The 23947-nt window shown below is 45.3% G+C and carries 16 protein-coding genes; 13 read left to right on the top strand and 3 right to left on the bottom strand.

The window, feature by feature from the left end:
• Positions 1 to 72 precede the first annotated feature (72 nt).
• On the bottom strand, positions 73 to 960 hold the full coding sequence (locus tag FSB84_RS24260; RefSeq protein ID WP_130540437.1) for a TolB family protein: 888 nt from the start codon (positions 958 to 960) through the stop codon (positions 73 to 75).
• Between the two features lie 196 nt (positions 961 to 1156).
• Here FSB84_RS24260 and FSB84_RS24255 point away from each other — a divergent pair, with 196 nt between their 5' ends.
• The 12 genes from FSB84_RS24255 (at position 1157) to FSB84_RS24200 (ending at position 18404) form a co-directional block, all read left to right on the top strand.
• A complete protein-coding gene (locus FSB84_RS24255) occupies positions 1157 to 1366 on the top strand; it encodes a hypothetical protein (protein WP_130540436.1) in 210 nt (69 codons plus the stop codon).
• Positions 1367 to 1538: 172 nt separating this feature from the next.
• On the top strand, positions 1539 to 2129 hold the full coding sequence (locus FSB84_RS24250; RefSeq protein WP_130540435.1) for an RNA polymerase sigma factor: 591 nt from the start codon (positions 1539 to 1541) through the stop codon (positions 2127 to 2129).
• A gap of 50 nt (positions 2130 to 2179) precedes the next feature.
• A complete protein-coding gene (locus tag FSB84_RS24245) occupies positions 2180 to 3379 on the top strand; it encodes a FecR family protein (protein ID WP_130540434.1) in 1200 nt (399 codons plus the stop codon).
• 217 nt (positions 3380 to 3596) lie between these two features.
• Entirely contained in the window at positions 3597 to 7118 is a 3522-nt protein-coding gene (locus FSB84_RS24240; protein ID WP_130540433.1) for a SusC/RagA family TonB-linked outer membrane protein, read from the top strand.
• 11 nt (positions 7119 to 7129) lie between these two features.
• The gene (locus tag FSB84_RS24235) at positions 7130 to 8584 is read left to right on the top strand and encodes a RagB/SusD family nutrient uptake outer membrane protein (protein WP_130540432.1); all 1455 of its coding nucleotides are present in this window, start codon (positions 7130 to 7132) and stop codon (positions 8582 to 8584) included.
• A 35-nt stretch (positions 8585 to 8619) separates the two neighbouring features.
• Entirely contained in the window at positions 8620 to 9423 is an 804-nt protein-coding gene (locus FSB84_RS24230; RefSeq protein ID WP_130540431.1) for a hypothetical protein, read from the top strand.
• Between the two features lie 39 nt (positions 9424 to 9462).
• Positions 9463 to 10383: an ABC transporter ATP-binding protein gene (locus tag FSB84_RS24225; protein ID WP_130540430.1), complete on the top strand. Its 921-nt coding sequence runs from the start codon at positions 9463 to 9465 to the stop codon at positions 10381 to 10383.
• Between the two features lie 12 nt (positions 10384 to 10395).
• The gene (locus FSB84_RS24220; protein ID WP_130540429.1) at positions 10396 to 12705 is read left to right on the top strand and encodes an ABC transporter permease subunit; all 2310 of its coding nucleotides are present in this window, start codon (positions 10396 to 10398) and stop codon (positions 12703 to 12705) included.
• Between the two features lie 35 nt (positions 12706 to 12740).
• Complete coding sequence (locus FSB84_RS24215) at positions 12741 to 14030, top strand: MutS-related protein (RefSeq protein ID WP_130540428.1); 1290 nt, start codon at positions 12741 to 12743, stop codon at positions 14028 to 14030.
• A 45-nt stretch (positions 14031 to 14075) separates the two neighbouring features.
• Entirely contained in the window at positions 14076 to 15314 is a 1239-nt protein-coding gene (locus FSB84_RS24210; RefSeq protein ID WP_147122343.1) for a MutS-related protein, read from the top strand.
• A 124-nt stretch (positions 15315 to 15438) separates the two neighbouring features.
• Positions 15439 to 17760, top strand: a complete 2322-nt coding sequence (locus FSB84_RS24205; RefSeq protein WP_130540426.1) for a Gldg family protein — start codon at positions 15439 to 15441, stop codon at positions 17758 to 17760.
• A 56-nt stretch (positions 17761 to 17816) separates the two neighbouring features.
• Positions 17817 to 18404, top strand: a complete 588-nt coding sequence (locus tag FSB84_RS24200; RefSeq protein WP_130540425.1) for a hypothetical protein — start codon at positions 17817 to 17819, stop codon at positions 18402 to 18404.
• Here the strand turns inward: FSB84_RS24200 and FSB84_RS24195 are convergent.
• Positions 18401 to 19321 carry a VOC family protein gene (locus FSB84_RS24195; RefSeq protein WP_130540424.1) on the bottom strand — a complete coding sequence of 307 codons (921 nt, stop codon included), beginning with the start codon at positions 19319 to 19321 and terminating at the stop codon, positions 18401 to 18403. The two genes, FSB84_RS24200 and FSB84_RS24195, sit on opposite strands and share 4 nt — an antisense overlap.
• Before the next feature lie 383 nt (positions 19322 to 19704).
• Here FSB84_RS24195 and FSB84_RS24190 point away from each other — a divergent pair, with 383 nt between their 5' ends.
• Positions 19705 to 21300 (top strand): flavin monoamine oxidase family protein, encoded by a 1596-nt coding sequence (locus FSB84_RS24190; protein WP_130540423.1) that lies wholly within the window; start codon positions 19705 to 19707, stop codon positions 21298 to 21300.
• Between the two features lie 529 nt (positions 21301 to 21829).
• Here FSB84_RS24190 and FSB84_RS24185 read toward each other — a convergent pair.
• Entirely contained in the window at positions 21830 to 23938 is a 2109-nt protein-coding gene (locus FSB84_RS24185) for a right-handed parallel beta-helix repeat-containing protein (protein ID WP_158644097.1), read from the bottom strand.
• Positions 23939 to 23947 lie beyond the last annotated feature (9 nt).

Below are 23947 nucleotides of genomic sequence, written 5' to 3'. Positions count from 1 at the left end.
TCCGTCTCTCTTGTTGTATTGTTCTTGAATGTTTGAAAAGATGCAGAGGGCAGCGCTTGCTGCCCTTTTGCATTATTGGTAGGTTTTCAAAACATCAGCTGAAATCCACTTCACATCGTATTCGCTGCTGAATAAAAAGTATTTTCCATTAGGGGAGAGGTTGGGGCAGTATTCATAGGTTGCAGTGTTTATTCCGCCACCCATATTCTTTGGCCTTTGCCAGGCCTTATCTTTTTTATGCGCAATGTAGAGATCGGCTTCTCCGGCGCCTCCGGGCCTGGTGGAAGTGAAGATCAGGTAGCTTTCGTCAGGTGCAATCAGCGGATCATGCTCATCGGAAGCGGAATTGATCACGGGGCCCAGGCTGACAGGGTTTTGATAATTTCCTTTTTCCATTTTACTGCTGTAGAGATCCAGGTTGCCATCACGATAGGACGCGAAATAGATATTGCCGTTCCTGGCAAGGGATACATAGTATTCGGTGCTGTCTGAGTTGATGGCATGCAAACGCTCCGGAGCCAGCCACTGATCGTTTTGCTTCGCCATTTTGTAAATGTCATAATCCCTGGTTGTATCCGTTGTACTGGCTGGCCTGTTGGAAATGAAATACAACGCGCCATCTGCAGTAAAGAATGGATCGGTGTTGGAGAACATTGTATCGAAAGCAGGAGAGATAACTGGCTCATGCCAGCGGCCGCTATCATACCGGCTTTCCATGATCAGGTATTTACCATGTCCGGAACGGGAAAAAAACAAGCTTTTGCCATCGGGAGAGAATGCGGCGTTGAAGTCGAGCCCCTCTTTGGAAACAATGCCTGGTAATGATTTGAGGGCTGTGCTGTCTGGTAACGGAGAGGGATAGTTGATAATAGAGTCTTCCTGAGGTGATTGGCAGGAAAATGTAATAAACGAAAACGCGAAAAGGATGGCCTGAATAAAGCCGTAATGCATCTTTCTCATGTGACGGATGTTTGACAGGTTCACTGAACAGGTTACCGCTTAAAGGTAAGCCCCGGCAGGCCGCCAGGCTGCGCCGCTTGTCAAATCCATGAAGATTGCCGCAGGAAGCCCATCGGTGCTGGGTTTTGGCCGTTCCTGCCGGCCGGATCTGATCATTTCTTTCCATCCCCGGTAAAGAGCTTATCTTTGCCGGATCATGACAAATGTTGAAATACTCCAGCAGGAGGCCATTAAAGCCCTGGAAGCAGGTGCACTGAACGACAAACAGAAATCCTTCATAGAAAGTATCAGGAATTTCGATAAGAAACAATTGAAAAAACTGAACAGCAGCCAATTCAAATGGCTGAAAGATATTGCGAAGATCCAATCAAGGAAAACAGAGGCCAGTGATCCGCTGGCGGATTGAGCCATGATATAAAACAAGCGGGGCTGATCACATTACGGTGATCAGCCCCGCTTGTTTGAGCTACCTCTCCAGTTACTATCATTAACATTTTATCCATCCACAAAATGGAAAACAGTAAAATCAGTTTTTCAGAATTTTCCCCTAGTATTGCTACAAATTACGGTTAAGGTTTTTGCTCCCCGATCCACCATACACTGAAAACGAACTGCTGCTCCGCATTGCCAATAGCGATGAAAAGGCATTTGCCGGCTTTATTGGGCTTCACTGGAAAAACATATACGGACTTGCACTCGCCTGGCTGAAATCGGTGGAAGAAGCCGAGGAACTGGCGCAGGATGTATTTGTGAAACTCTGGAAAAGTCGTGATAAGCTTCCCGAGCTCCGTGATGTAAAGGATTATCTCTTCATTATTGCCCGCAATAGTTTTGTATCCAGGATCCGCCTGAAATTGCAGGACCCGGATTTCGTGGAAAACCAGCAGGAGGAGAACCACTACTGGCGTCCCGACCGGATCATGGAAAACAAGGAAGCTTACGCTATTCTGCTGGAAGGCATTGCATTGTTGCCTCCCAAAAGGCAGCAGATCTTCCGTATGAGCCGCCTGGAGGGTATGACCTATCCTGAAATTGCCCGCCAGCTGGATATGAACAAAGACACGGTAAAGCAATATATCGCCAAGGCTACCGTGTTCCTGAAAGCCCATATGAAAGAAAGAATGCCCGAACAGTGGGCGCTTCTGATCGCTTTCGCAGAATTTTTTTAAGATTTCTTCTCTTCGCTACTCCCCATCTTTTTCCCTACGCGTCTTTATATATGATGCAAGAAGAACTGAACAGTTTATTGGATAAATTAATTAACGGTGAATTGACCGAGCCGGAGAAGCAAGAGCTGATCCAATTACTCGGCAATCCTGGCCATTCAGAGGAGTTTGCCGTGCTGATCGATCAGCAATTGGAATCCCGCTCTTTTGCGCTTACAGGCGAACTGCCGGCCATGGAAAGGAAATTCATCCGGGACGTATTGCAGAAATCCGGAAGCAATGAAACTGGAAAGATTGCTGAGATCCCGCCTGTACACCGCGTGCATTTCATGCGGAGGTGGGGTTGGGCTGCGGCTTCTGTGCTGCTGGTGCTGGCTGCCGGATTATGGTTTTACAATATGCAACAGCAGATCGCACCGCCTGTTGCAGGAATAGAAAAAACGAATATTGCTCCCGGAAAAGAAGGCGCCATTCTCACCCTCGCAGATGGGTCTACGTTAGTGCTGGACAGTCTGGGCAATGGGGTAGTAGCCAGTCAGCAGGGATCAGAAGTTTTATTGAATAATGGACAACTGAAATACAATACAAATTCAGCGAATAACAATACCGTTGCATTCAATACCATGTCAACCCCCAGGGGACGGCATTTCCAGGTGACCTTACCCGATGGCACCAATGTTTGGTTGAATGCTGCCAGCTCTATCAGGTATCCTGTTGCGTTTGCAGGCGATCTCCGCAAAGTGTTTGTTTCCGGAGAAGCATATTTTGAAGTGGCGAAAAATGAAAAAATGCCATTTGTAGTTGAAGTAAGCAATAAGGAAACGATACAGGTGCTGGGCACTGCTTTCAATGTAAAAGCCTACGACAATGAAGAAACCATCAATACAACGCTCATATCTGGTTCGGTGCGCGTAGCATCCACCATCCTCAAACCTGGTCAGCAGGCGCAGCTCAATACCAGCGCAGCCCATTCAGCAAATGGCCTGAAACTGATCAATAATGTAGACACAGACAAAGTGCTTGCCTGGAAGGCCGGCAAATTCGATTTCAACGGCGTGAAATTGCCTGAAGCGATGAAGCAACTGGAACGCTGGTATGATATTGAAGTTGTATTCGAGAACGGCGTTCCGGATATCGAACTGGGTGGAAAGATAACGAAGGATGTAGACCTGAATGGATTACTGAACGCACTGAAGAAGTCTGAGCTGCAATTCAGACTGGAAGGAAAGAAGCTGATCATCACCAATAATTAAACCTGTCCCGCTAATTTATATGTCATTAACCTGACGGCCTGCATTCTTTGTGGGCCGGCCTGGAAACTTTTGTCCCCGGGCAACCTTATCACTGGACAATTGAAGGGGTCAATAAAAACAAAACCGGAAACGGGTCGAAGCGTTTCCGGCGTATAGTTCAGTTGATCTTTTAAAAGGTATCGCAACCAATTTAAGTTAACCAAACCAATCACAATTTATGCAAAAAATTGCGATCGGATCCAGGTTTCCTTTGCCCAAATTGTTCGTGCAGGTTTATGACCGTTCACTGCAACAGTTTCGGAGAGGAGGCTACGGAGCCATCACCAAAACACTGCTAGTTTTGAAACTGACTATCTTACTACTCACTGCTGCATTATTAAACGTGCATGCTAACAGCAAGGCACAGACGGTAACGCTGTCTGGTAAAGACCTTACGCTGCAACAGGTGTTTGCCGCCATCGAGAAGCAAACCGATTATGTTGCTTTTTACAATGTAAGCATACTGGCCCATACGAAGCCGGTAACATTGACGGTGTACAGCATGCCCCTGAAGGAATTGCTCAATACTGTCTTCAGAAATCAGCCGCTCGATTACACGATCGAAGGGAAAACGATCATCCTGAGCCCGAAGATCATATCGCCTCCGTTGGTGCCATTTTCCGAAATGCTGAGTACAGAAAAGCCACCCTTGCTGATCACCGGCATTCTCAGAACTGCCGAAGGTGAGCTGCTGGCCGGTGCTTCGGTAAGATTGAAAGGGAAGTCCAGTGGTACGATATCAGACAGTAAAGGATCTTTCCAATTGAAGACTGATGAAGAAGATCCGGTTCTGGCGATCTCGATGATCGGATATGAGCTGATGGAAGTGAACATCAAGAAAACAGAAACGGGATATACTGTTGCTAAATACAGTGGTGGTATGGTGGGATCAGCTGATGTAAGTACCGGCATCATCAGTTTTGTGTTCGTGATGAAGAAGGCGGTGAGTCTGCTGGATGAAGCCCAGGTGATCGCATACGGCAAAACTACCAGACGATTATCAACCGGCAGTATTGGCGTTATCAAAGGAGAAGATATTGCCAATCAACCTGTGATGGGAGTGTTGGAAGCGATAAAAGGACGGGTGCCTGGCGTAATTGTTACGCCTTATTCCGGCAATCCTGCGGCTCCTGTAAAAGTGATCATCAGGGGAAGGAACAATATCAATGAAAATGCACTAACCGATCCTCTTTATGTAATCGACGGCGTTCCAAGAAACAACCTTAATGTGAGTGTGATCACAAAAAATTCTCCTGTTTCCACTGGTGCAGTACAGGGAGGATATAGCCTTCTCGGAGGCGAAAACCCATTGGTCGGCATTAACCCGAATGATATAGAAAGCATCAGTATTCTGAAAGATGCGGATGCAACAGCTATCTACGGTTCCCGCGGGGCCAACGGCGTTATACTTATCACCACCAAAAAAGGAAAGGTAGGTCCAACTGAACTTTCGATTGGCATAAGAAATGGACTGACCACATTGCAGCGTTTTCCGAAAATGCTCAATACTGCAGAATACCTTGCTATCCGAAGGGAAGCTTACCGGAATGATGGAGCTCTACCAACACCATCTGAAGCACCCGACCTTTTGGTCTGGGATGCTAACAAATACACGGACTGGCAGCGTGTACTTGCTGGCACCGGATCAACAACATCCATAAACGCATCTGTGGGCGGAGGAACCAATCAGTCCAATTACAGGCTTAGCGCTGGTTTTAATACCATGAAAACTCCCATGAATATCGGAGGTAAAAATGAAATGATTTCTATAACGGGAAGTTTCAGCAGCGCGAGCAAAGATCAGAAGTTCAAATTCAGTATCAACAATTCCCTGGGGTTTTCGGAAGTGATTGTTTATAATATTGCCAGCATCAACGCGTTAGCACCCAATTCGCCAGATATCTACAACCAAAAGGGAGAGTTGAATTTTGATGGATACAGGGTACTTGGAAGCAATCGCAACCCTTTCGAGAACCTCAAAAGACCCAATTCCAGCAATAGCGTTTTTTTGGAAAGCAATGCCTCCGTGAGTTACGAACTAATGAAGGGGCTGAATGTTTCAGCAAGTGGAGGATATGGCTTTTCCATAAATGATAACAAGTATCTAATACCGTTGGCATCACAGGATCCGATGGCAGGTGGCATATCAAGTGCCGTTTATGGCAAATCAAACTCCAGGAACAAGTTCGTAGAATCAAAGCTCAACTATTCTACTTTTATTGGCAAGGGCGATCTTTCATTGATGCTGGCCGTGAATATGCAACATATGACCTCCATGGGAGAAACCATTACAGCAGCTATGTTTCCCAATGATGATATGATGAAAAGTCATAACAATGCCAGTTTTGTAAATACCATTGAAAATAGTGAACAGTATAAAAATGTTTCCGCATTGGGAGGGATCAATTATACCTGGGATAATAAATATGTGATCAATCTCACAGGCAGGCGCGACGGCTCTTCCAAATTTGGTCCCGGGAAACAGTTCGGGAACTTCGGTGCTATCGGGCTGTCATGGATCGCCTCTGATGAAAAATGGTTAAGGAAACTGCTGCCATCCTGGTTCAATATGCTTAAATTCAGGGCGAGCTATGGAGAAACAGGCTCAGATGGAATTCCCAATTATGAATTTCTTTCCAGATGGTCGAGAAATGTGACGAAGACCACTTCAGCTCCTTTGCTTACCTACAATGGCATCAATGCTTTCCATGTGATCAATCCTTTGAACCAGCAATATCAATGGGCTTCCTCCAGAAGTCGGGATATAGGAATGACAATGCAATTGCTTGGCAATAATCTGACCATCGATTTCACCTGGCTCAGGAACAGAACTTCCAATCAACTGACCAATGCACCACTACCAAAGATGACGGGCTTTGCAACCGCCCTGACCAACTGGCCGGCGAATGTTCAGAATTCCGGATTCGAGCTTGGCATCAATGCCAATGCATTGCAAACAAAAAACTGGTCGATCAGCCTCGGTTTCAATGTAGGCATGGTGCGTAACATACTGCTAGATTTTCCCAATATCGAGAACTCCCCTTATGCAGGGATCCTCAATCCTGGCGAATCTATCACCACCAAATACCTGTTGAAATATACTGGAGTCAATCCGGCTACAGGAAACTATTCATTTGAAGACTACAACAAAGATGGCAGGATCACAGTGGGTGGTAGCAGAATTCCTACAAATCCGCTCGACGACCGATATATTTCCATTGACCTGAATGAAAAATATTCAGGAGGATTTAATATGGGAGTAAAGTTTAAGTTCCTCCAGCTGAGCACAAGTTTCAGCTTTGTCAACAGGCTCCGGGATGATCCGTATCTGAGTTCTGTTGTCGGAAGAATGACAAACATATCCTTACCGGATGATATAAAAAACAATCATTGGACCCAACCCGGAGATCAGGTTAAATATCCAAGATACACAATCTCGGGAGCGCTTGGACCAATAACTGATTCGGACGCCAATTACGTAAACGGATCCTATGTCCGGATGGAGAATCTTTTCCTATCCTGCCAGCTTCCTCAGAAATGGGTCAGCAGGATCAAAATGAAAGCTGCGGCGATCAGTTTTGCAACCCAAAATCTTTTCACCATTTCAGCTTTTAAGGGTTTGGGACCAGACATACTCTCCGGATTTGCAGCTACACCAATTCCCAGGGTCATTACCACACAACTCTCCCTTTCATTCTAAAACCTTAGCTCATGCAACATAAACCTATACTCTCCATCTTCCTGGTTGCTGTTATCATTTGTTTCAGCAGTTGTAAGAAACTACTTGATATCCCGGCACCTATCGACTCTATCACCACGGAAGAAATATTCGCCAATAATCAACAGGCAGAGTGGGCTATAGCAGGTATGTACAGCAAAATGGTCTATGGCATTGCCCACCTTGACAACGAATTCACGGGACTTGCCTTTACGCAATTTGCTTCGGGCCTAAGTACCATTATGGGCGGTCTTTCCGCAGATGAATTGAGAGCGCCAGCTACAGGTGGTTATGCTGATGATTTGCTGGCTTCCTATAACAAAATAAATTTGAAAGCAGCTGACAGAGCAACAGCAATCTGGAATTCAGCTTACCAAACCATCTTCGATGCCAACGCGGTGATCGATGGGATCGCTGCCTCCGAATCAACCTCATTGATCGATAGTGTACGTAAACAACTGACAGGTGAAGCCCTCGCTATTCGTGCATTCTGTCATTTCTACCTCGTGAATTTTTTTGGAGATATTCCGATCGTGCTGACTTCCGATTTTAAAAAGAGCCAGACGCTATCCCGTTCACCGGTTTCAAAAGTATATGATCAGATCAAAACGGATCTCGTGAACGCACGCTCAATGCTGGCAAAAGATTATTCAGTAAGCAAGGGCGAGAGAACAAGGGTAAACAGCTGGTTTGCTGAAGCATTACTGGCCAGGGTTTATTTGTATACCGGGGAATATCAGAATGCTATTACCAGTGCCGGAAATGTGATTGCACAATCAGGCCTGTATGCTGTGCAAACCGATCTCACACAAACCTTTCTCGCCAATAATGGTGAAGCCATCTTTCAATTGCAAACTTCAGAAGCTGCCGGGCTGAATAATGCCACACCAGAAGGGTATGTTTTCACCTATCGACTGCTGGATGCCGGCAGTTTTCTCTATCCCTACAGGATAGCCGAAAACCTGATTGGTGCATTCGAGCCCGGAGACAAGAGAAAGCTGAACTGGACAAAAACAGAAGGTCCTTCAGTTTATCCTGCCAAATATTCCAGAGGTCAACCTTTCCAGTATTATATGGTGATGCGGCTTTCAGAGCTCCACCTGATCAGGGCCGAAGCTACCGTATTGCTCTCGCCGGCTGCCAAACAGCAAGCCATCGATGACCTTAATGTACTGAGAAGAAGGGCAGGAGTAGATGAACTCGATAATCAACTCACAGCAGCACAGGTAAGCGAGGCCATTGCACATGAACGCCAGGTTGAATTATTTCTCGAATGGGGGCATCGCTGGTTCGATCTGAAAAGAACAGGAAAAGCAGAATCGGTTCTCAGCGCCATTTCATACAAGCAACCCTGGTTGGGCAATTATCAGCTTGTATATCCTTTGCCTCCTTTTGATCTTGAAAACAACAGCTTCCTCGTACAAAATCCTCAGTACGAAAGCAGGTGAGGGGCGCCGTTATTTAATTATCTAAAATGAATTTTATGTTCTCAATATATAGCCATCAGGTTCTACATAAAAGGTTCCTGTACAAAGCGATCTATATCATACCACTGTTTTGTTTGCTTGCAGGTTTCTTTTCCTGCAAGAAAAATGATTTCGCTGGCGGTAATCCTTCCGTGTTACAGGTTTATAATGCAATGGACGATGGGCTGAATCTGTACATTAATCTGAGCGATAAACGTCCGGCACAATTTGCTACCAATGGCTATTTAGGCAATCAGGGATACTCTGTTCAAAACAATACGTTTACCTTCTCTGAACTTTCCACGAAGGTGGAATTCTATAGCCGGGAGGATACATTTTCGCATGACAAACCTTTGATCAGCACCAGCCTGGAAACTATTCCCGGCGCCAGTTATCTTATGCTCCTTTTCGGTACAAAATCAGATCCTGACTTTACACTGGTGAAAGATGAATTCCCATCCATCATTGTAAGTGACAGCTCCGTCTATATCCGGTTTAGTAATATCAGCGAAGCAAATCCTGTTAGTGTAAACATCAAAGGACAGGCCCCAGGTTCCCTGGTTCAACAGCTTCCGTTCAGATCAACATCCGAATTCAAAACAATCAAGGTAGACAGGAGTCTCCCGGACTATGAATTTGAAATAAGAGATCAGGCCAGCGGTGTCCTGATAAGTAGCTACACCCTAACAGGCATCAATAGTGATATTATTTTTTCCCTGAACATGATATTTCAGCCATATACGCTGGTACTCTCAGGAAAAGCAGGAGCATCATCTCCCAATGAACAGAAAATAACTGAGATCAAACATCGCGCGTCTTAGGCTACGCAGCATTCATGTAAACACATTTACCATACACATATGAGCATCGTATTAAAAGTGGAGAACCTCTCCCACAGGTATGCTACTGCCTGGGCTATCCGTGATATCAACTTTGAGATCAGCCAAAATGGAGTGATCGGACTGCTCGGTTCCAACGGAGCCGGCAAATCCACCACCATGAATATCATCTGTGGCGTACTCAATCAAACAGAAGGTGAAGTATACATCAATGGCATCAATAAGCGGGAAGACCCCCGGCTCGCCAAAAAACAACTGGGCTTTCTTCCGCAAACGCCACCGGTGTATATGGACTTCACCGTGAATGAATACCTCACGTACGCAGCAGACCTGCGTTTCATCGAAAAAACAAAAGTGAAACAATCCGTGGCGGAAGTGATGGACAGAACGGGTATCAGTCATTTCAGTTCCAGGCTTATCAAGAACCTCTCCGGTGGTTATCGCCAACGGGTAGGTATAGCCCAGGCCATCATTCACAAACCGAGTATTGTAATTCTCGATGAGCCCACTACCGGCCTGGATCCCAACCAGATCATCGAAGCCAGGAAACTGATCAAGGAAATTGCGCAGGACCATACGATCTTATTGAGCTCTCACGTGCTTTCCGAGATCAACCTGCTATGCCGCGATATCATCATGATCGAAAGTGGCAGGATGGTATTCTCTGATTCCATGGACTCTTTCAATAATTATATCCAGCCTGCCACCGTGATGATGAAGATGGAGAATCCACCTGTTGAATCGGAGTTGCTCAAAGTGGAAGGAGTAACAAAAGTGCAATACCTCACAGACAAACAGATCCGGGTCTGGTTCAGCGGCAATAACAATATCACGCAATCCCTCATCACCGCCAGTGTGCAGCATAACTGGCAACTGGTGGAGATCAATCTCGAAAGGTCCATCCTGGATGATGTGTTCAAACAATTATCTCAACAATCCTAAACCCCGCAACTGATGAAGATTATTTTCAAGATAGCGCGGGCCGAACTGAGGACCTTGTTTTATTCTCCTGTTGCCTGGTTTGTGATCTTTCTTTTCTATGTGATCACTGCAGCTGTTTTTAGTTTCGGTTTGGAGGATGCCAGTAATTTCCAGGAACTGATTCGCGATCTGCAACCTGAATGGCAGGGATTCCCGGGGATCGGAGGTATGTTGGTAGATGGCATGCGCAACAAACTGATGGGATATATTTATCTCTTTATTCCCTTACTGACAATGGGGATCATCAACCGGGAGATCAGCAATGGCACCATCAAACTACTCTATTCTTCTCCGGTTACAACCAGGGAGATCGTATTGGGGAAATACCTTGGTCTGGTGATCTTCAACATGCTGCTGGTACTGATTTTCGCGCTCATGCTCACCTCTATTTATTTTGTGGTTGAGAACGGAGAATACAAATGGTATTTGTCTGTGTTGCTGGGAACTTTCCTGCTGATCAATACCTATGCAGCTATTGGCCTGTTCATTTCCTGTTTGACCACCTACCAGATAGTGGCGGCGATGATCACATTCACGGTCTTCTTTGTGCTCTCCGTTATTGGCGGTCTCTGGCAGCAATACGACCTGGTACGTGATCTCACTTTTGCACTTTCTATTAATGGAAAAGCAGATCGCATGTTGAATGGTCTGATCACCAGCAGGGATATTATCTATTTTCTGATCATCATCATGCTGTTCATTGGTTTTGCCCTGATCAAACTAAAAAGTACGCAGGAATCCGGCAGGAAAAAGATAACCATCGGCAAATACATCTTGCTGACAATGCTGGTGGTATTGATCGGATATGTCAGCTCAAGGCCCGGCTACATTGCCTATTTCGATCTTACCAAAAATAAGTTGAATACAGTGCATCCTGCTGTTCAGGAAGCCATTGCAGAACTGGATGGTTCTCCCGTTACCGTTACCTTATATACCAATTTGCTGGAGAAATATGCTTTTGCTGGTCTCCCTCAATCCCGCAACGGGTATATCTGGGGAGTATGGGAACAATATATCAGGTTCTATCCCAACCTGCAATTCAAATACGAATATTATTATGATACCATGGATGGCGACAGTTCCCTGTATTACGAGTACCCCGGCAAATCACTGGAAGAGATAGTTGCCATTGAAGCGGAAATAAAAGGTATCCGTCCATCTATTTTCAAAAAGCCGGAAACGATCAGGAAACAGATCGATTTGTCGTCTGAAGGTAAGCGCCTGATCATGCAGTTGGAATATAATGGAAAAAAGGAATGGCTGAGAACATATTCAGATGCAACTGTGTGGCCTGAACAAAACCATGTTGCTGCAGTATTCAAAAGGCTGACGAGGAAGGAAAACGTAAAGATCCAGTTTGCAACAGGGCATTACGAGCGCGACCCGTTTGATCATGCTGGCAGGAACTATGGTTTTCTGATCACTGGAAAAGGCCGGCATACGCTGCTCAATAATGGGGTGGATGCGGATACTGTTTCCCTCGCTGCCAGAGACATACCAGCCAAAACCAATCTGCTGGTAGTAGCCGATCCCAGGTCTGCCTATAGTGAAGCTGAGCTTCAAAAGATCAGTGATCATATCGATAAAGGCGGCAATACTATATTTTATCTGGAGCCTGGAAAGGAGACGATCCTGGAACCTGTTCTCAAACAACTGGGAGTGCATCCTGTTGCAGGTACTATCGTTCAACCCGATGCACATGAAATGCCGCATATCTTTTATGCTCCTATGACGCGGGCTGGTAATTACCTGGCAAAGGAACCAGCCATGGAAGATTTCCAGCAATACAGATTCCCTGGAGTGAAGGTTCAACATGAGGGTACATTACACCTGGAATATGAAGCAAAAAATGGCTTCAGTATCGAGCCTGTGATCACAAAAGAAGGCGATGAGAAATCCTGGATCGAGAATGGCATACTGGTAGTTGATTCTGCCGCTCCCATCTTCAATGCATCCGAAGGCGATCTCAGAAAAGAGGAATATGTAACTGCCCTGAAACTGACCCGGAGGATAGGGAACAGGGAGCAAAGGATCATCGTTACCGGTGATGCGGATTTTATTACACCATCGCGGATCGTAATGTCTCAGATCAATTCAGCATTGTACAGCTGGGGACTCGATAATAAATACCCCATTTACTGCAATTCCCCGATGGCGCCGGACAAGTACGTGAAAATTACCCATGCTCAGTCGAAGTTCCTGATGGTTATTTATATGTATGTAGCTTCTGGTGCATTGCTGCTGGCGGCCATCGTGCTGCTGGTGCGCAGAAAAAGAAAATAAAAAACTGAACTGTGTCAAGTACAAATCAAACAAATATGTTCCTGCTAACGGATGAGCAAACCATTGAAGATCTCCGGCTGTTCGCCAAACGTGAACGGAATGGTATCTATGATATCTACAATAATACTTCCACGCGGGGTGGGGAAATGATGCTGGAAAAAATGTTCAGGAACCCGCTGGCCAGCCTGGATGCCATCAACAAACGGGCGGGCATCATTGCCTCCTTTGCAAAACAACTAACGCAGTTTCCTTTTGATTCTTCTACACTGGACAGCGTAGAAAAATACCTCGCTTATAGTGATAATGAGAATTCCGGTCAAAAATGGACACCCGGTGAAAAAGAGATCAATGCAGGCGTAACAGCGCTGATAGAGCTCCTGCATGCAGTGAGGAATTTCCTGGCAAACGGCGCCATTGTACAGGTGCCCATGATGGAAGAAGAAAGAAAGAAGATCCTTCAACTCTTGCTGGACCCGGCACTGGAACCGGTATTCAATGAAAAGCCCGGTAACAAGATCTCATTTGGCGCAGTAACGGCTTTTGATATATTGATGCGGGTGAAAGAAAAGGACAAGATCATGGCCGTCCTGAATTTCATTTACCTGCTGGATGTATATATATCCGTGGCCCAGGTGGCTAATAAAAGAGGATTTGTATTTCCGGTTGCCCATCCCCGTGGCAGCAATGTTTTGAAAGTGCAGGGAGTTTACCATCCGGAACTGAAACACCCTGTAGCCAATGACCTGACCATGCATGCAAACAAATCAGTGGTATTCCTCACAGGGGCTAATATGGCCGGTAAGTCAACTTTCTTACGCGCATTCAGTACAGCAGTTTACGTAGCGCATATGGGGTTTCCGGTAGCTGCGAAATCACTGGATTTTTCAGTGATGGATGGCGTGCTCACTACCATTAACCTTCCTGATAACCTGGGTGTCGGCGCTTCTCACTTCTACGCTGAAGTGCTGCGGGTAAAGAAAGTGGCATCGGAACTGGGTGCCGGTAAATCCTTGTTTGTATTGTTTGATGAATTGTTTAGAGGAACGAATGTGAAGGATGCGCATGAAGGCACCGTAGCGGTTACAAAGGCTTTTGCAGGTAAGAAGGATAGTTTGTTTTTGATCTCCTCGCATATTGTTGAAGCAGGTGATGAATTGAAGCAAAAGCCGAATATCGGTTTCCATTATTTGCCTACGCGCATGAATGGCACAGTTCCCGAATATACCTATACGCTAGAGGAAGGCATTACCGATGACCGGCATGGTATGATCATCATCCGGAATGAGGGGATCCTGGAATCACTGGCAACAGGTAAGAAGAAATGATAATAGTCAGCGTGTGCCCACACAATCAAATAAAAATTTTACAGTATGAGTTTTAGTATAGACAGACAATCCCAGGAGGAGCTCAACCTGATGGGCAAGTTCAGGCAGGGATCTGTGTATTCGATCTTCAACCAGGTGAAAACAAGAGGAGGGGAGCGATTGCTGGATGAGCTGTTCAAAAATCCGCTGACCGATGAGAACAGCATCAACCAAAGGACAGCTGTATTCAAATTCTTTCAGCAGTCAAAGCTGCCGTTTCCCTTTGATCCGCAACAGGTATTACTGATGCAGGAGTATACAGATCAGTCTGGTTCCGGCAGTCAGTTTAGTGTGTATGCCAGCGTTATGCTGAAGAAAACATTGTCGTCACTTACGCGTGATGAGCGGTACAAAGCATTGATCCAGGGATTGCAGGCCACCATCATGACTTTGAAGAAATGTTTGGGCATTGTAGAATTATTACATTCCATGCAGGGCCCTTTTCAGCAACGGACAGCCGAAATCAGGACTATACTGCATGCCCGGCAAATGGCCGCACTGATTGATACCGATATCTATTCGGGTATTTCTGTTAAAAAGATAGCAGAGTATGATCACCTGCTGAAGAATACATTCAATCAGCAGGTTGTAATGGTGCTGCAGTTCATAGCAGAGCTGGATGTGAATATTGCTGTAGGAGATATCGCAGCAACAAAAGGGTTTACCTGGGCTGTAGCATTGCCGAAGCATAAGAATGTTTTCAATGCCGCTGACCTGAAACATCCATCAATTGATAAAGCCATCGGCAATTCCATTGCAATGAAGGAGAACAGTAATGTGATCTTTCTCACCGGCGCCAATATGGCCGGCAAATCCACCTGGATGAAAACCATTGGCATCAGCATGTACCTGGCGCATCTGGGATTTCCTGTGGCGGCAACTTCGATGGAATTTTCTGTGCGGGAGGGGATCTATTCCAGCATCAACGTAGCGGATAATATCGCTCTTGGATATAGCCATTTCTATGCGGAAGTGGTGCGGGTGAAAAATGCCGCTGACGCTACACGCACTGGTAAACATCTCCTGCTGATGTTCGATGAGCTCTTCAAAGGCACCAACGTGAAAGATGCATTCGACGGCACGCTTGCCGTTACAGAAGCTTTCTCGGAATACGCGAACTGTCTTTTTATTGTGAGCACACATATCATTGAAGTGGGTGAACAATTGAAAAACAGGAATAATATACAATTCAATTATATGCCCACCATTCTCGATGGAAATGTTCCCGCTATACTTACAGATTGAAGGAAGGAATCACAGAAGACAGGCAGGGGATGATGATCATCAGGAATGAAGGTATCATTGAAATGATCGGCCATTGAACTGATCAGTATCAACCAAATTCAATTCATTGTAACAACAGATCATAATGAGAATTATATTCAAGATAGCCAGGGCAGAGTTAAGAACATTGTTCTATTCTCCTGTTGCCTGGATTACCATCGTAGTGTTTTTCGTGATCAGTGGCATTCAGTTCGTAACCCCGCTGCAATTCCTGGCCATCAAGCAGGAGTTGAAAATAGCCAATAGCCCGAGTTTTGGAGGTTTTCCCGGCCCCCTCACCTTAAAATTGTTCCTGGGCACCATTGGTCAGTTCCTGCAGTACCTGTATTTGTTTATACCACTCCTTACCATGGGAGTTATCAACCGGGAAGAGAATAGCGGCACTATGAAGTTGCTGAGCTCTTCACCTGTAAGGATAAGAGAAATTGTATTGGGGAAATACACGGGATTGATGTTGTTCAACCTGGTGTTGATGAGCGCTATCACTTTCTTGTTGTTTACCGGTTATTTTACCATCCTGCATGCGGAGTTCAGCTGGTATCTGTCTATGTTGCTGGGCTTCTTTTTACTTTCCAGTACTTATATGGCCATCGGATTGTTTATTTCAAGTCTGACAGGTTACCAGATAGTTGCCGGCATCGCCACTTTTGCTGCTCTTTTTGTGCTGAGCTATATGGGGAATGTATTGCAGCAATATGATTTCATCAGGGATATTACCTGGTTCCTGTCGCTGAGTGGAAGGGTTGATCCCATGATCAAAGGCTTGATCACTACCAGGGAGCTGTTTTACTTTTTCCTGATCATTGTTTTGTTCCTCGGTCTCACCATGATCAGGTTGAAAAGTAAACAGGAGTCGAAAAAATGGACAGTCACATTTTCCAGGAATATGGCCCTGATCTGTACTATACTGATGCTCGGATATTTCAGTTCCAGGCCGGGATATATTGGCTACCTGGATGTAACAAGGAATAAACTGAATACGATCGATACCGCTACGCAGGCAGTGCTGAAGGAAATGGACGGATCTCAGTTAACCGTTACGATGTACGGGAATTTACTGGGGAGAGCAATGGAAGCATCGATGCCTGAAAAAAGGAATGAATATGTTTGGTATTTCTGGGACCAGTATGTAAGATTCTATCCGAATATCAAACTGAAGTATGTTAACTACTATGATATCAAGCCAGGCGAGACCATGTTCCAGGAGGCATTTCCAGGCAAGGATATTCACCAGATCGCTGCGCAGTTTGCAAAGATCTTCAAAAAGGATACAGCTGCATTTATGAAACCACATGAAGTGCGTAAGCTGATAGATCTTTCGCGGGAAGACAAACTTGGTCTGCTGATGGAGCTGGAATATAAAGGGAAGAAATCAATACTCAGGACTTTTCAAGGTACTCTTTGGCCGGAACAACCTGTTGTATCCGGAAGTATCCGGAGGCTGACCAGGCCCCCCGTTCCAAAGTTGTTGTTTACTACCGGGCATTACGAACGAAGCCCCTGGCGGAATGGTGAAAGGGAATTCGGGCCGCATACAAATGAACAGGAGAGGGGTGTATCCCTGATCAATTATGGAATGGATTGTGACACCATCAATCTGCTGCACCAGGAAATTCCTGCAGCAACTGCCGTTCTTGTAGTGGGAGATCCGAGATCTGCATTACAAACTGTTGAACAGGAAAAAATAAAACAATTCATAGCAAAAGGCGGGAATGTATATTTCTATGGAGAGCCGGAGAAACAGGCTATGTTGAATCCGCTCCTTAACGGGATCGGTGTTCACCTGAATGAAGGAAGACTGGTGCAACCAGCCCAAAATGCAACTACTGATGCTTTAATGGCAGCGATGAATAAGACAGGTAATGGAATGTCAAGAGAACTGGCAATGCAGGGAGCCCAACTATCAGATAGTACCTCAGGCGCCGGTGGATCCTTTTGGGGTACCTGCGATCTAAGCTTTAAAGATACCGCCGGTTTTCGGGTAGAACCCATTCTGGAAATTCCCGGAGAAAAAAACTTATGGGTGGAAAACGGATTGTTCAAGGCAGACTCTGCCAAACCTTTGTTCTCCCCTGCAGAAGGCGACCTTCAAAAAGATATCTATACAACCGGCGTAAGGCTCACCAGGAAAATCAACAATAAAGAACAGCGGATAGTGGTAACAAGTGATGCAGACTTTATGGCAAGCCGTACAGGAGTTCCCGGAGGATCGATCGGTGCAGGTATTTACAGCTGGCTGGTCTATAACGAATACCCGGTATATACAAGACTTATTGTACCGAAGGATGTTATGCTCACCATTGGTAAGCAGGCTGGCAATATGATCTGGTATATGTATGTATATGTGCTACCCGGCGCATTGCTGCTAACGGGTATCATTATACTCATCAGAAGAAGGAGAAAGTAATAGCCATTGAAATAAGCCGGTAGCAGGTAAGCGTCTCAGTTTTTGAGACGCTTTTTTTGTTTGTACATCTTTCTATTTTTATATCTTGTATGCGAACAACTAAGATGAACTTAAATAATCCTGAAAACAAATTAGCCTTCCTGGAGAAGGAGCTCGCCCTGCAGGGAAAGAAAAGCAGAAGACTGGCAATCCCTCTGGCCATCTATTTGGGCACCGGCATACTCATTTTTATATACTCTTTGCTTTTCTGGCAATCAAGTATCGTCTTCAAAATAAACGAAACAAGAGTGTTAATGCATGGCACCAGCTTTATGGCGATGCTATCTGTCTTTCTTTTTTTTGAATGGCTTTGTTATTGGTTCTGGCGACAGTTCCTGTATTCGGCATTGCTAACCTGGTTGCATATCCTTATTACTTGCGGGATTTGCCTGCTTTTTGTTGCAACACACAAATCCTATTTCAGATTCCATGTAACAAATCCGATGCAATCTGCCCTGATTCAAACTCTTCTTAAGGGTGAACTTCGATTTATAGAATTCAGAAGCCTGACTGCTTTTGTATTTGCTGCAGCACAGGCCCTGTTCCTGTTTAATTGGGGAGCCGCTTATTTCAGGTCAAAGAAAAAGAAAGCTATAGTAGTTTAACGGAAAGCCTCCCTGATTTTCGCGATATCCAGTTTCTTCATCGGCAGGAATGCCTGCGTAACCCGGTCCACCTGTTCCTGTGTGCCTGATCGCATCATCTCTTCCAGTTCTTTTGGGCTGATCTGCCAGCTCAGTCCATATTTATCCTTTACCCAGCCGCATTGTTCAGATTCTTTCACTGCAGACAATTTACTCCAGTAATAATCGATCTCTGCCTGATCATCACAATTCACCATAAAAGATATCGCTTCATTGAATTGGAATCCATGTTCGTGGGCGCTTTCCATCAATGAAAACCATTTGCCTTCCAATTGGAGATCGGCGTACATAACGGCGCCTTCCTTATCGGGCGCCATTCCTGCCGGGTACTTGTGCATACTGCCGGCTTTTGAATTCCTGAAAACAGAAAGATAAAAATTGATGGCTTCTTCCGCTTTTCCATAATTCTCTTTTACAAATAAAATGGAAGGCACGATCGGAGGACGCGGTTCACCTTCCGGATCGGTGAAGATCAGTTGCCAGGAAACGCCGTATTTGTCCTGTACCCACCCGTAGCGACTGCTGAATGGGTATTCGCCCAGCTCCATCAAAACCTTGCCTCCATCAGATAACTTTTCCCAGAGTTTGCTGAGTGCATCTTTAGCCGCTTCATTGCGGTCAGAAGCATCTTCGAAGAACAATGGATCAAAATTCACCATAAAGGAAACAGAAGGGTTGAACTTGAAAAATGGACCGGCACTGATGCACATAAATTCCTGTCCCCAGAGTTCAAAGCTCAATACATCACAATCACCGCTGGGTGTATTGCGAAGCACATAGGAATCGATGATCCTGGAATTTGGAAAAATCGATGTGTAGAAGTTTGCGGCCTTCTTTGCTTCTTTGTCGAACCATAAATGTGGAATGATCTTTTGCATAAAATGGTTTTTACGGGTGTGATGAGACGGGGGTAATAGGGAGAGTAATCAAAAATACTGCAATGCCTCAATAAAGCTAAAAAATTATGCCAGCGGCCGCTAAGATTCCAAAAATGGACAAATTATCAGGATGCCCATCCAAAAAAGGTGTTTCTACGGAAGGTGGTCAGGATTTGAAATTGTACATTTATTCTCGTACGTATAGCAATACCCGCCTTTTGAAAACCAGATCCCCCTTTTTCTTTTTTCCAGACTGTAACCTATTGAAAGCGGCAATTACTAATCAGCTTCCTCTTTTGTGAAAGCATTTTCCCTGTTCAGTAGACGGACAGGAATTTCATTTTTCCATTCTTTTCAAACCAACAACATAAAACTGCTGTTCAATGAAATCTGCCAAAACTAACCTTGTATATCTGCTTCAACAGGCCTATAAAAAGGCATTCCGGGAAAAGAACAAATTACAACCACCTTCCAATGGGCCGGTAGAAGGCGGGATGTCCAGAAAGAAATTCATCAGGAATATTGCATTGAGCGCACCGGCCTTATTCATTCCGGATCTCCTGGAAGCAGGAACCGGCTACTTTGATCCATCCGGTGCCCCCGCAAAAGTAGCCATAGTTGGTGCAGGCATAGCAGGATTGAATGCCTGCAATATCTTATCAAAGATACCCGGTGTTGAAGTAACTGTGTATGAAGCAAGCAAACGCGCAGGAGGCCGGATTTTCACAGCAAAGAATTTATTGGGAGATGGTATTACCACTGAACTGGGAGCCGAATTTATAGATACCAGTCATGAAACGATGTTTGGTCTTGTTCAGCAATACCAGCTGGAAACAATGGACTGCGTAAAAGATATCCGGGATAATAAACTGGTGGAGCATACATATTATTTCGGAGGCAGGAAACGCAACGAACAGGAGATCATTGCAGAATTCAAAAAGATGATCCCGCAATTGCAAAAAGATAAAACGGATATGGAAAACGAAGAACTGGGAAGGGAGCTGGATAAATTATCCCTGAAAGCATACCTGGAAAAATTTGACCTGAAGCCCTGGTTTTCCGATCTGCTCTACTGGGCTTTCACTGCCGAGTTCGGAATGGAAGCTGATGAATTGAATTGCCTCAATTTTATCGACCTGATTGGTATCGATGATGAGAATAAATTCGACATATTCGGCGACAGTGATGAGCGTTTCAAGATCAAGGGAGGAAACCAAACACTGATGGATGCGATGGCCAATGATTTTGCAGCACAGATAAAATATTCGCACAGGCTCACCAGATTGACCAAAGCAGGTGAAGATACCATCCTGCATTTCGAGGATGGGTCAACCGCTCAGGCTTCATATGTATTGATCGCTATTCCGTTCACCTTGTTGCGGAACGTAACTTTTGAATTGAAAAATGAAATACCACCGGCGAAAAAGAAAATGATCGAGGAGTATGGATATGGTACAAACAGCAAGTTCCTCATGGGATTCAAAGACCGGATCTGGCGGCGTCAGGGTAGATCAGGCTACGTTATCAATGAAACCATTCAAAATGGCTGGGATAACAGCCAACTTCAAAATAACAATACTGGAGATGGTGGTTATACTGTGTTCCTGGGAGGCAAAGAAGGTGAGCAGATGACAAATACGGAACTTCTCCGGAACAAATTCCTGCGCCATCTTCAAAAAGTGTACAAAGGGATAAAGAAACAATACAACGGAAAGCAAAGCGTCTTTAACTGGTCCCGGTTCCAATATGCAAAAGGAAGTTATGCCTGTATCAGAAAAGGGCAGTGGTATGATATCGATACAACAGAGATGATGGCGCCTGTTGAGAATATTTATTTTGCCGGAGAGCACTGTTGTGAAAAGTTCCAGGGATTTATGGAAGGAGGTGCCAGAACCGGGAAGCTGGCAGCAGAAGCAATGCAGAAAGCGATTGCGCAAAAGCTGGCGCTAAGAACTGTGAGGGAGACTGCTGCGGTGTAAAACAGGAATAATGTAAATATTTTTGATAACTTGGGATAGAAATATATTTTTCCAAAAGTATGATTCGAAGATGACCCTGATCACAACATATCGTCCTCTTAATTGCAAAGTACGCCCCTGGCTTGAAATAGAAGATTCTTATAACCGGTTTTATGGAGAACAGTATAAATCCAACATGGGAGAACTTGTTCGTCATATTATCCAAAGCGGACTTTCAAACAGGTTGTATGGATTGACATCGATGTGGAAATTGATTATTGGAATTTATGATCCCATTGAGTGGCACCGGGAGACTTTACATGTTACTTACGATATCGAAAAAGATAACTGGCATTTTGTATATTATTCGATTCCTTTCAGGGAACCAGGTTTTGTGCGCACATACCCATCGGAATCCGGGATAATGAAATTCGATCAGTTTATCAAAATGGTTAGGTGGTAAATCGGATACCGAATGATTTTGAAACGAGAAAAGGTAGTTGAGATAACTACCTTTTGCGTTTATATAAATAATAATCATGCTAATTCATCACGGCGTCACCGTTGTTCCCGAATCATTCACTCGCTGTATCTGCGTCATCGGACGCAGATCTCCGGAGAAATTATTACCGGTGATCGCGGTTCCGAAAACTGTGTTGATATAGATGCCGTAATGTGTTCCATTCCTGTAATACGCCGGCATATCGCTGATGAACACATTGTTCCGGATACTGCAATTGGCTGCATTGAAAAGGGAGATACCATGCTGTGCAAAATTCTTAATGGTATTATTCGTGATACGGATATTCGCATGGTCCAGTGAAACCGGCGACATCCTGTCTTCAAACACATTGCCCGCTGCTGAATCGATCTTGTTGATGCGCACATTGATAGCGCCGGCATCAGCTCCGAGATTATCGAATGCGCAATCCCTGATATCGTTGTTCATGATCCACATATCTCGACTATAGAGGCCATTGTACCAGAGCGCTGCTTCGTTGTAGAGGGCAACGCCTGCCGATGAGCAGCTGAAGAACTGATTGTTCGATACCACGCCCCTGGAAGACCGGATAATGGCCCCGCGGGCGCGTACAGTGAACCGGTTATTGGTGATCATGAACCGGTCGTTGCGCAGCGTTGTGTTGTACAGTTGTACATTTTGTTGAACATCAGAGAGGCCGATATCCACCAGGCTGTCGTAATCCGTGGCAGGGATGGCAGGGGTGAATTGAACGCGGTAGGCGCCGCTTTGGAGGTACACTGTATCCACGGTGAAATTAGTGCCCAGCACCTTGCCGGTTTTTGGGATGAAGATGCGGAAGATATGTCCCTTCTTCAGGTTCATGAATTCGTTGTTGGTCACCGTGAGTGCAGTACTGCTGATCTTCGATCTTACTGCGATGCCTTTATTGTATAGCGCCACACCATCATCTGCATTGCCAACAAAGGAGCTGCTCTCCACCCAGGGGCCGATATTATTGGCGCGGCAATGCACGCCGTCTGCATTGGCTGAAACGAAGCGGCTTTCATCCTTGAGCGCGGAATGGCAGTTGAGCACTTTCATATCGCTTCCATCGAAAGAATAATAGCAGCCGATCGGACTGGTATAGTTGATGATGCTGTCGCACACGAAATCGATACAGTTGCGTGTGCTCATGAGTGATCCTACATTGTCGCGGGCCACTATGGCAAGTACATCACCAACGGCAAAGTATTTGCCTGATTTGGAACCGGCACGGTAGATATTGTACTCGGGTTGATCGCGGCAGGCAATTGGTGTAATATCTGCCGGTGCAATTCCATAAGTGTTATTGTCTATTTTTTTCAGACTGCCGGGATCGGCTGTGTCTACAAGGTAAGACCATGACCAATGGTTCGTGAAAGATGGATTGCCGTAGATGGCCGGGTAATAAGGAGACGACATGCCTTTCACTTTTCTCAGGCGCACATTCACGTTCAGTACGGTGCTGTCGGAATTGTTCACGCTGATCACGTCCAGCAGTGAATGGGGGAGTGGATCCCAGTCGATCGACAATCTTCTTACCGTTACTCTGTTGGAGTTCTGTATGCGCATGAAGCCAACATGTGCATTGTTCTTTATTACAATTTTCGCATTGTTGCCTTCGATAATAAGATCATTGATATTGGCAGTATCGATGGCAAACAAGCCTGTAATATTGCCATCCAGCTCATAAGTGGAATCGGCAGTGAAAGCGAGGATGGCCGGCGTGTTCATGATCGCTTTGCGCATCGTGTCTTTGAGGGCCTGCAGTGATGCGTGCGGAGGAATAGTGTAAGTCCTGGTGGGGATCGAAACTACATACCTGAAAGCATCGGACCAGAGGCTGACATCTGCTCCTGCTTCATTTTTCGCTTTTACCCTCCAGTATACATTACCGGCTGGCAACTGTGCAACGGGCACAAAACGGGTGATGTTCAGATTACTGCGGCTCGTGATGATATTGCTGAAACCAGCGTCTGTGGCCAGTTCTATGTCGTAGCTATAACCACCTGCAAAAGCCTGCCAGGTGAAGGAAGGATTGCGTACATAGCCTGTGCTGTTGTTGGAAGGGGCTGACAAAGCAGGTTTTCCCTGCGCAAAACTTTTACCGGCACAAAGGCATGTGATCCATATGATGATCAGTGTAGTATTTTTCATGAGAAGGAG

It is taken from the genome of Pseudobacter ginsenosidimutans, from assembly GCF_007970185.1.
Lineage (GTDB): Bacteria > Bacteroidota > Bacteroidia > Chitinophagales > Chitinophagaceae > Pseudobacter > Pseudobacter ginsenosidimutans.
The sequence above is the reverse complement of the archived record's forward strand: the minus strand, read 5'-3'. Positions and strand labels throughout refer to the sequence as shown.

Excerpts from the sequence above, each read along its gene's own strand:
- FSB84_RS24220 (WP_130540429.1), top strand. The coding sequence starts at position 10,396 with ATGAAGATTATTTTCAAGATAGCGCGGGCCGAACTGAGGACCTTGTTT.
- FSB84_RS24190 (WP_130540423.1), top strand. The coding sequence starts at position 19,705 with ATGAAATCTGCCAAAACTAACCTTGTATATCTGCTTCAACAGGCCTAT.
- FSB84_RS24235 (WP_130540432.1), top strand. The coding sequence starts at position 7,130 with ATGCAACATAAACCTATACTCTCCATCTTCCTGGTTGCTGTTATCATT.
- FSB84_RS24240 (WP_130540433.1), top strand. The coding sequence starts at position 3,597 with ATGCAAAAAATTGCGATCGGATCCAGGTTTCCTTTGCCCAAATTGTTC.
- FSB84_RS24210 (WP_147122343.1), top strand. The coding sequence starts at position 14,076 with ATGAGTTTTAGTATAGACAGACAATCCCAGGAGGAGCTCAACCTGATG.
- FSB84_RS24195 (WP_130540424.1), bottom strand. The coding sequence starts at position 19,321 with ATGCAAAAGATCATTCCACATTTATGGTTCGACAAAGAAGCAAAGAAG.
- FSB84_RS24225 (WP_130540430.1), top strand. The coding sequence starts at position 9,463 with ATGAGCATCGTATTAAAAGTGGAGAACCTCTCCCACAGGTATGCTACT.
- FSB84_RS24215 (WP_130540428.1), top strand. The coding sequence starts at position 12,741 with ATGTTCCTGCTAACGGATGAGCAAACCATTGAAGATCTCCGGCTGTTC.
- FSB84_RS24205 (WP_130540426.1), top strand. The coding sequence starts at position 15,439 with ATGAGAATTATATTCAAGATAGCCAGGGCAGAGTTAAGAACATTGTTC.
- FSB84_RS24255 (WP_130540436.1), top strand. The coding sequence starts at position 1,157 with ATGACAAATGTTGAAATACTCCAGCAGGAGGCCATTAAAGCCCTGGAA.
- FSB84_RS24185 (WP_158644097.1), bottom strand. The coding sequence starts at position 23,938 with ATGAAAAATACTACACTGATCATCATATGGATCACATGCCTTTGTGCC.
- FSB84_RS24245 (WP_130540434.1), top strand. The coding sequence starts at position 2,180 with ATGATGCAAGAAGAACTGAACAGTTTATTGGATAAATTAATTAACGGT.
- FSB84_RS24260 (WP_130540437.1), bottom strand. The coding sequence starts at position 960 with ATGAGAAAGATGCATTACGGCTTTATTCAGGCCATCCTTTTCGCGTTT.
- FSB84_RS24230 (WP_130540431.1), top strand. The coding sequence starts at position 8,620 with ATGTTCTCAATATATAGCCATCAGGTTCTACATAAAAGGTTCCTGTAC.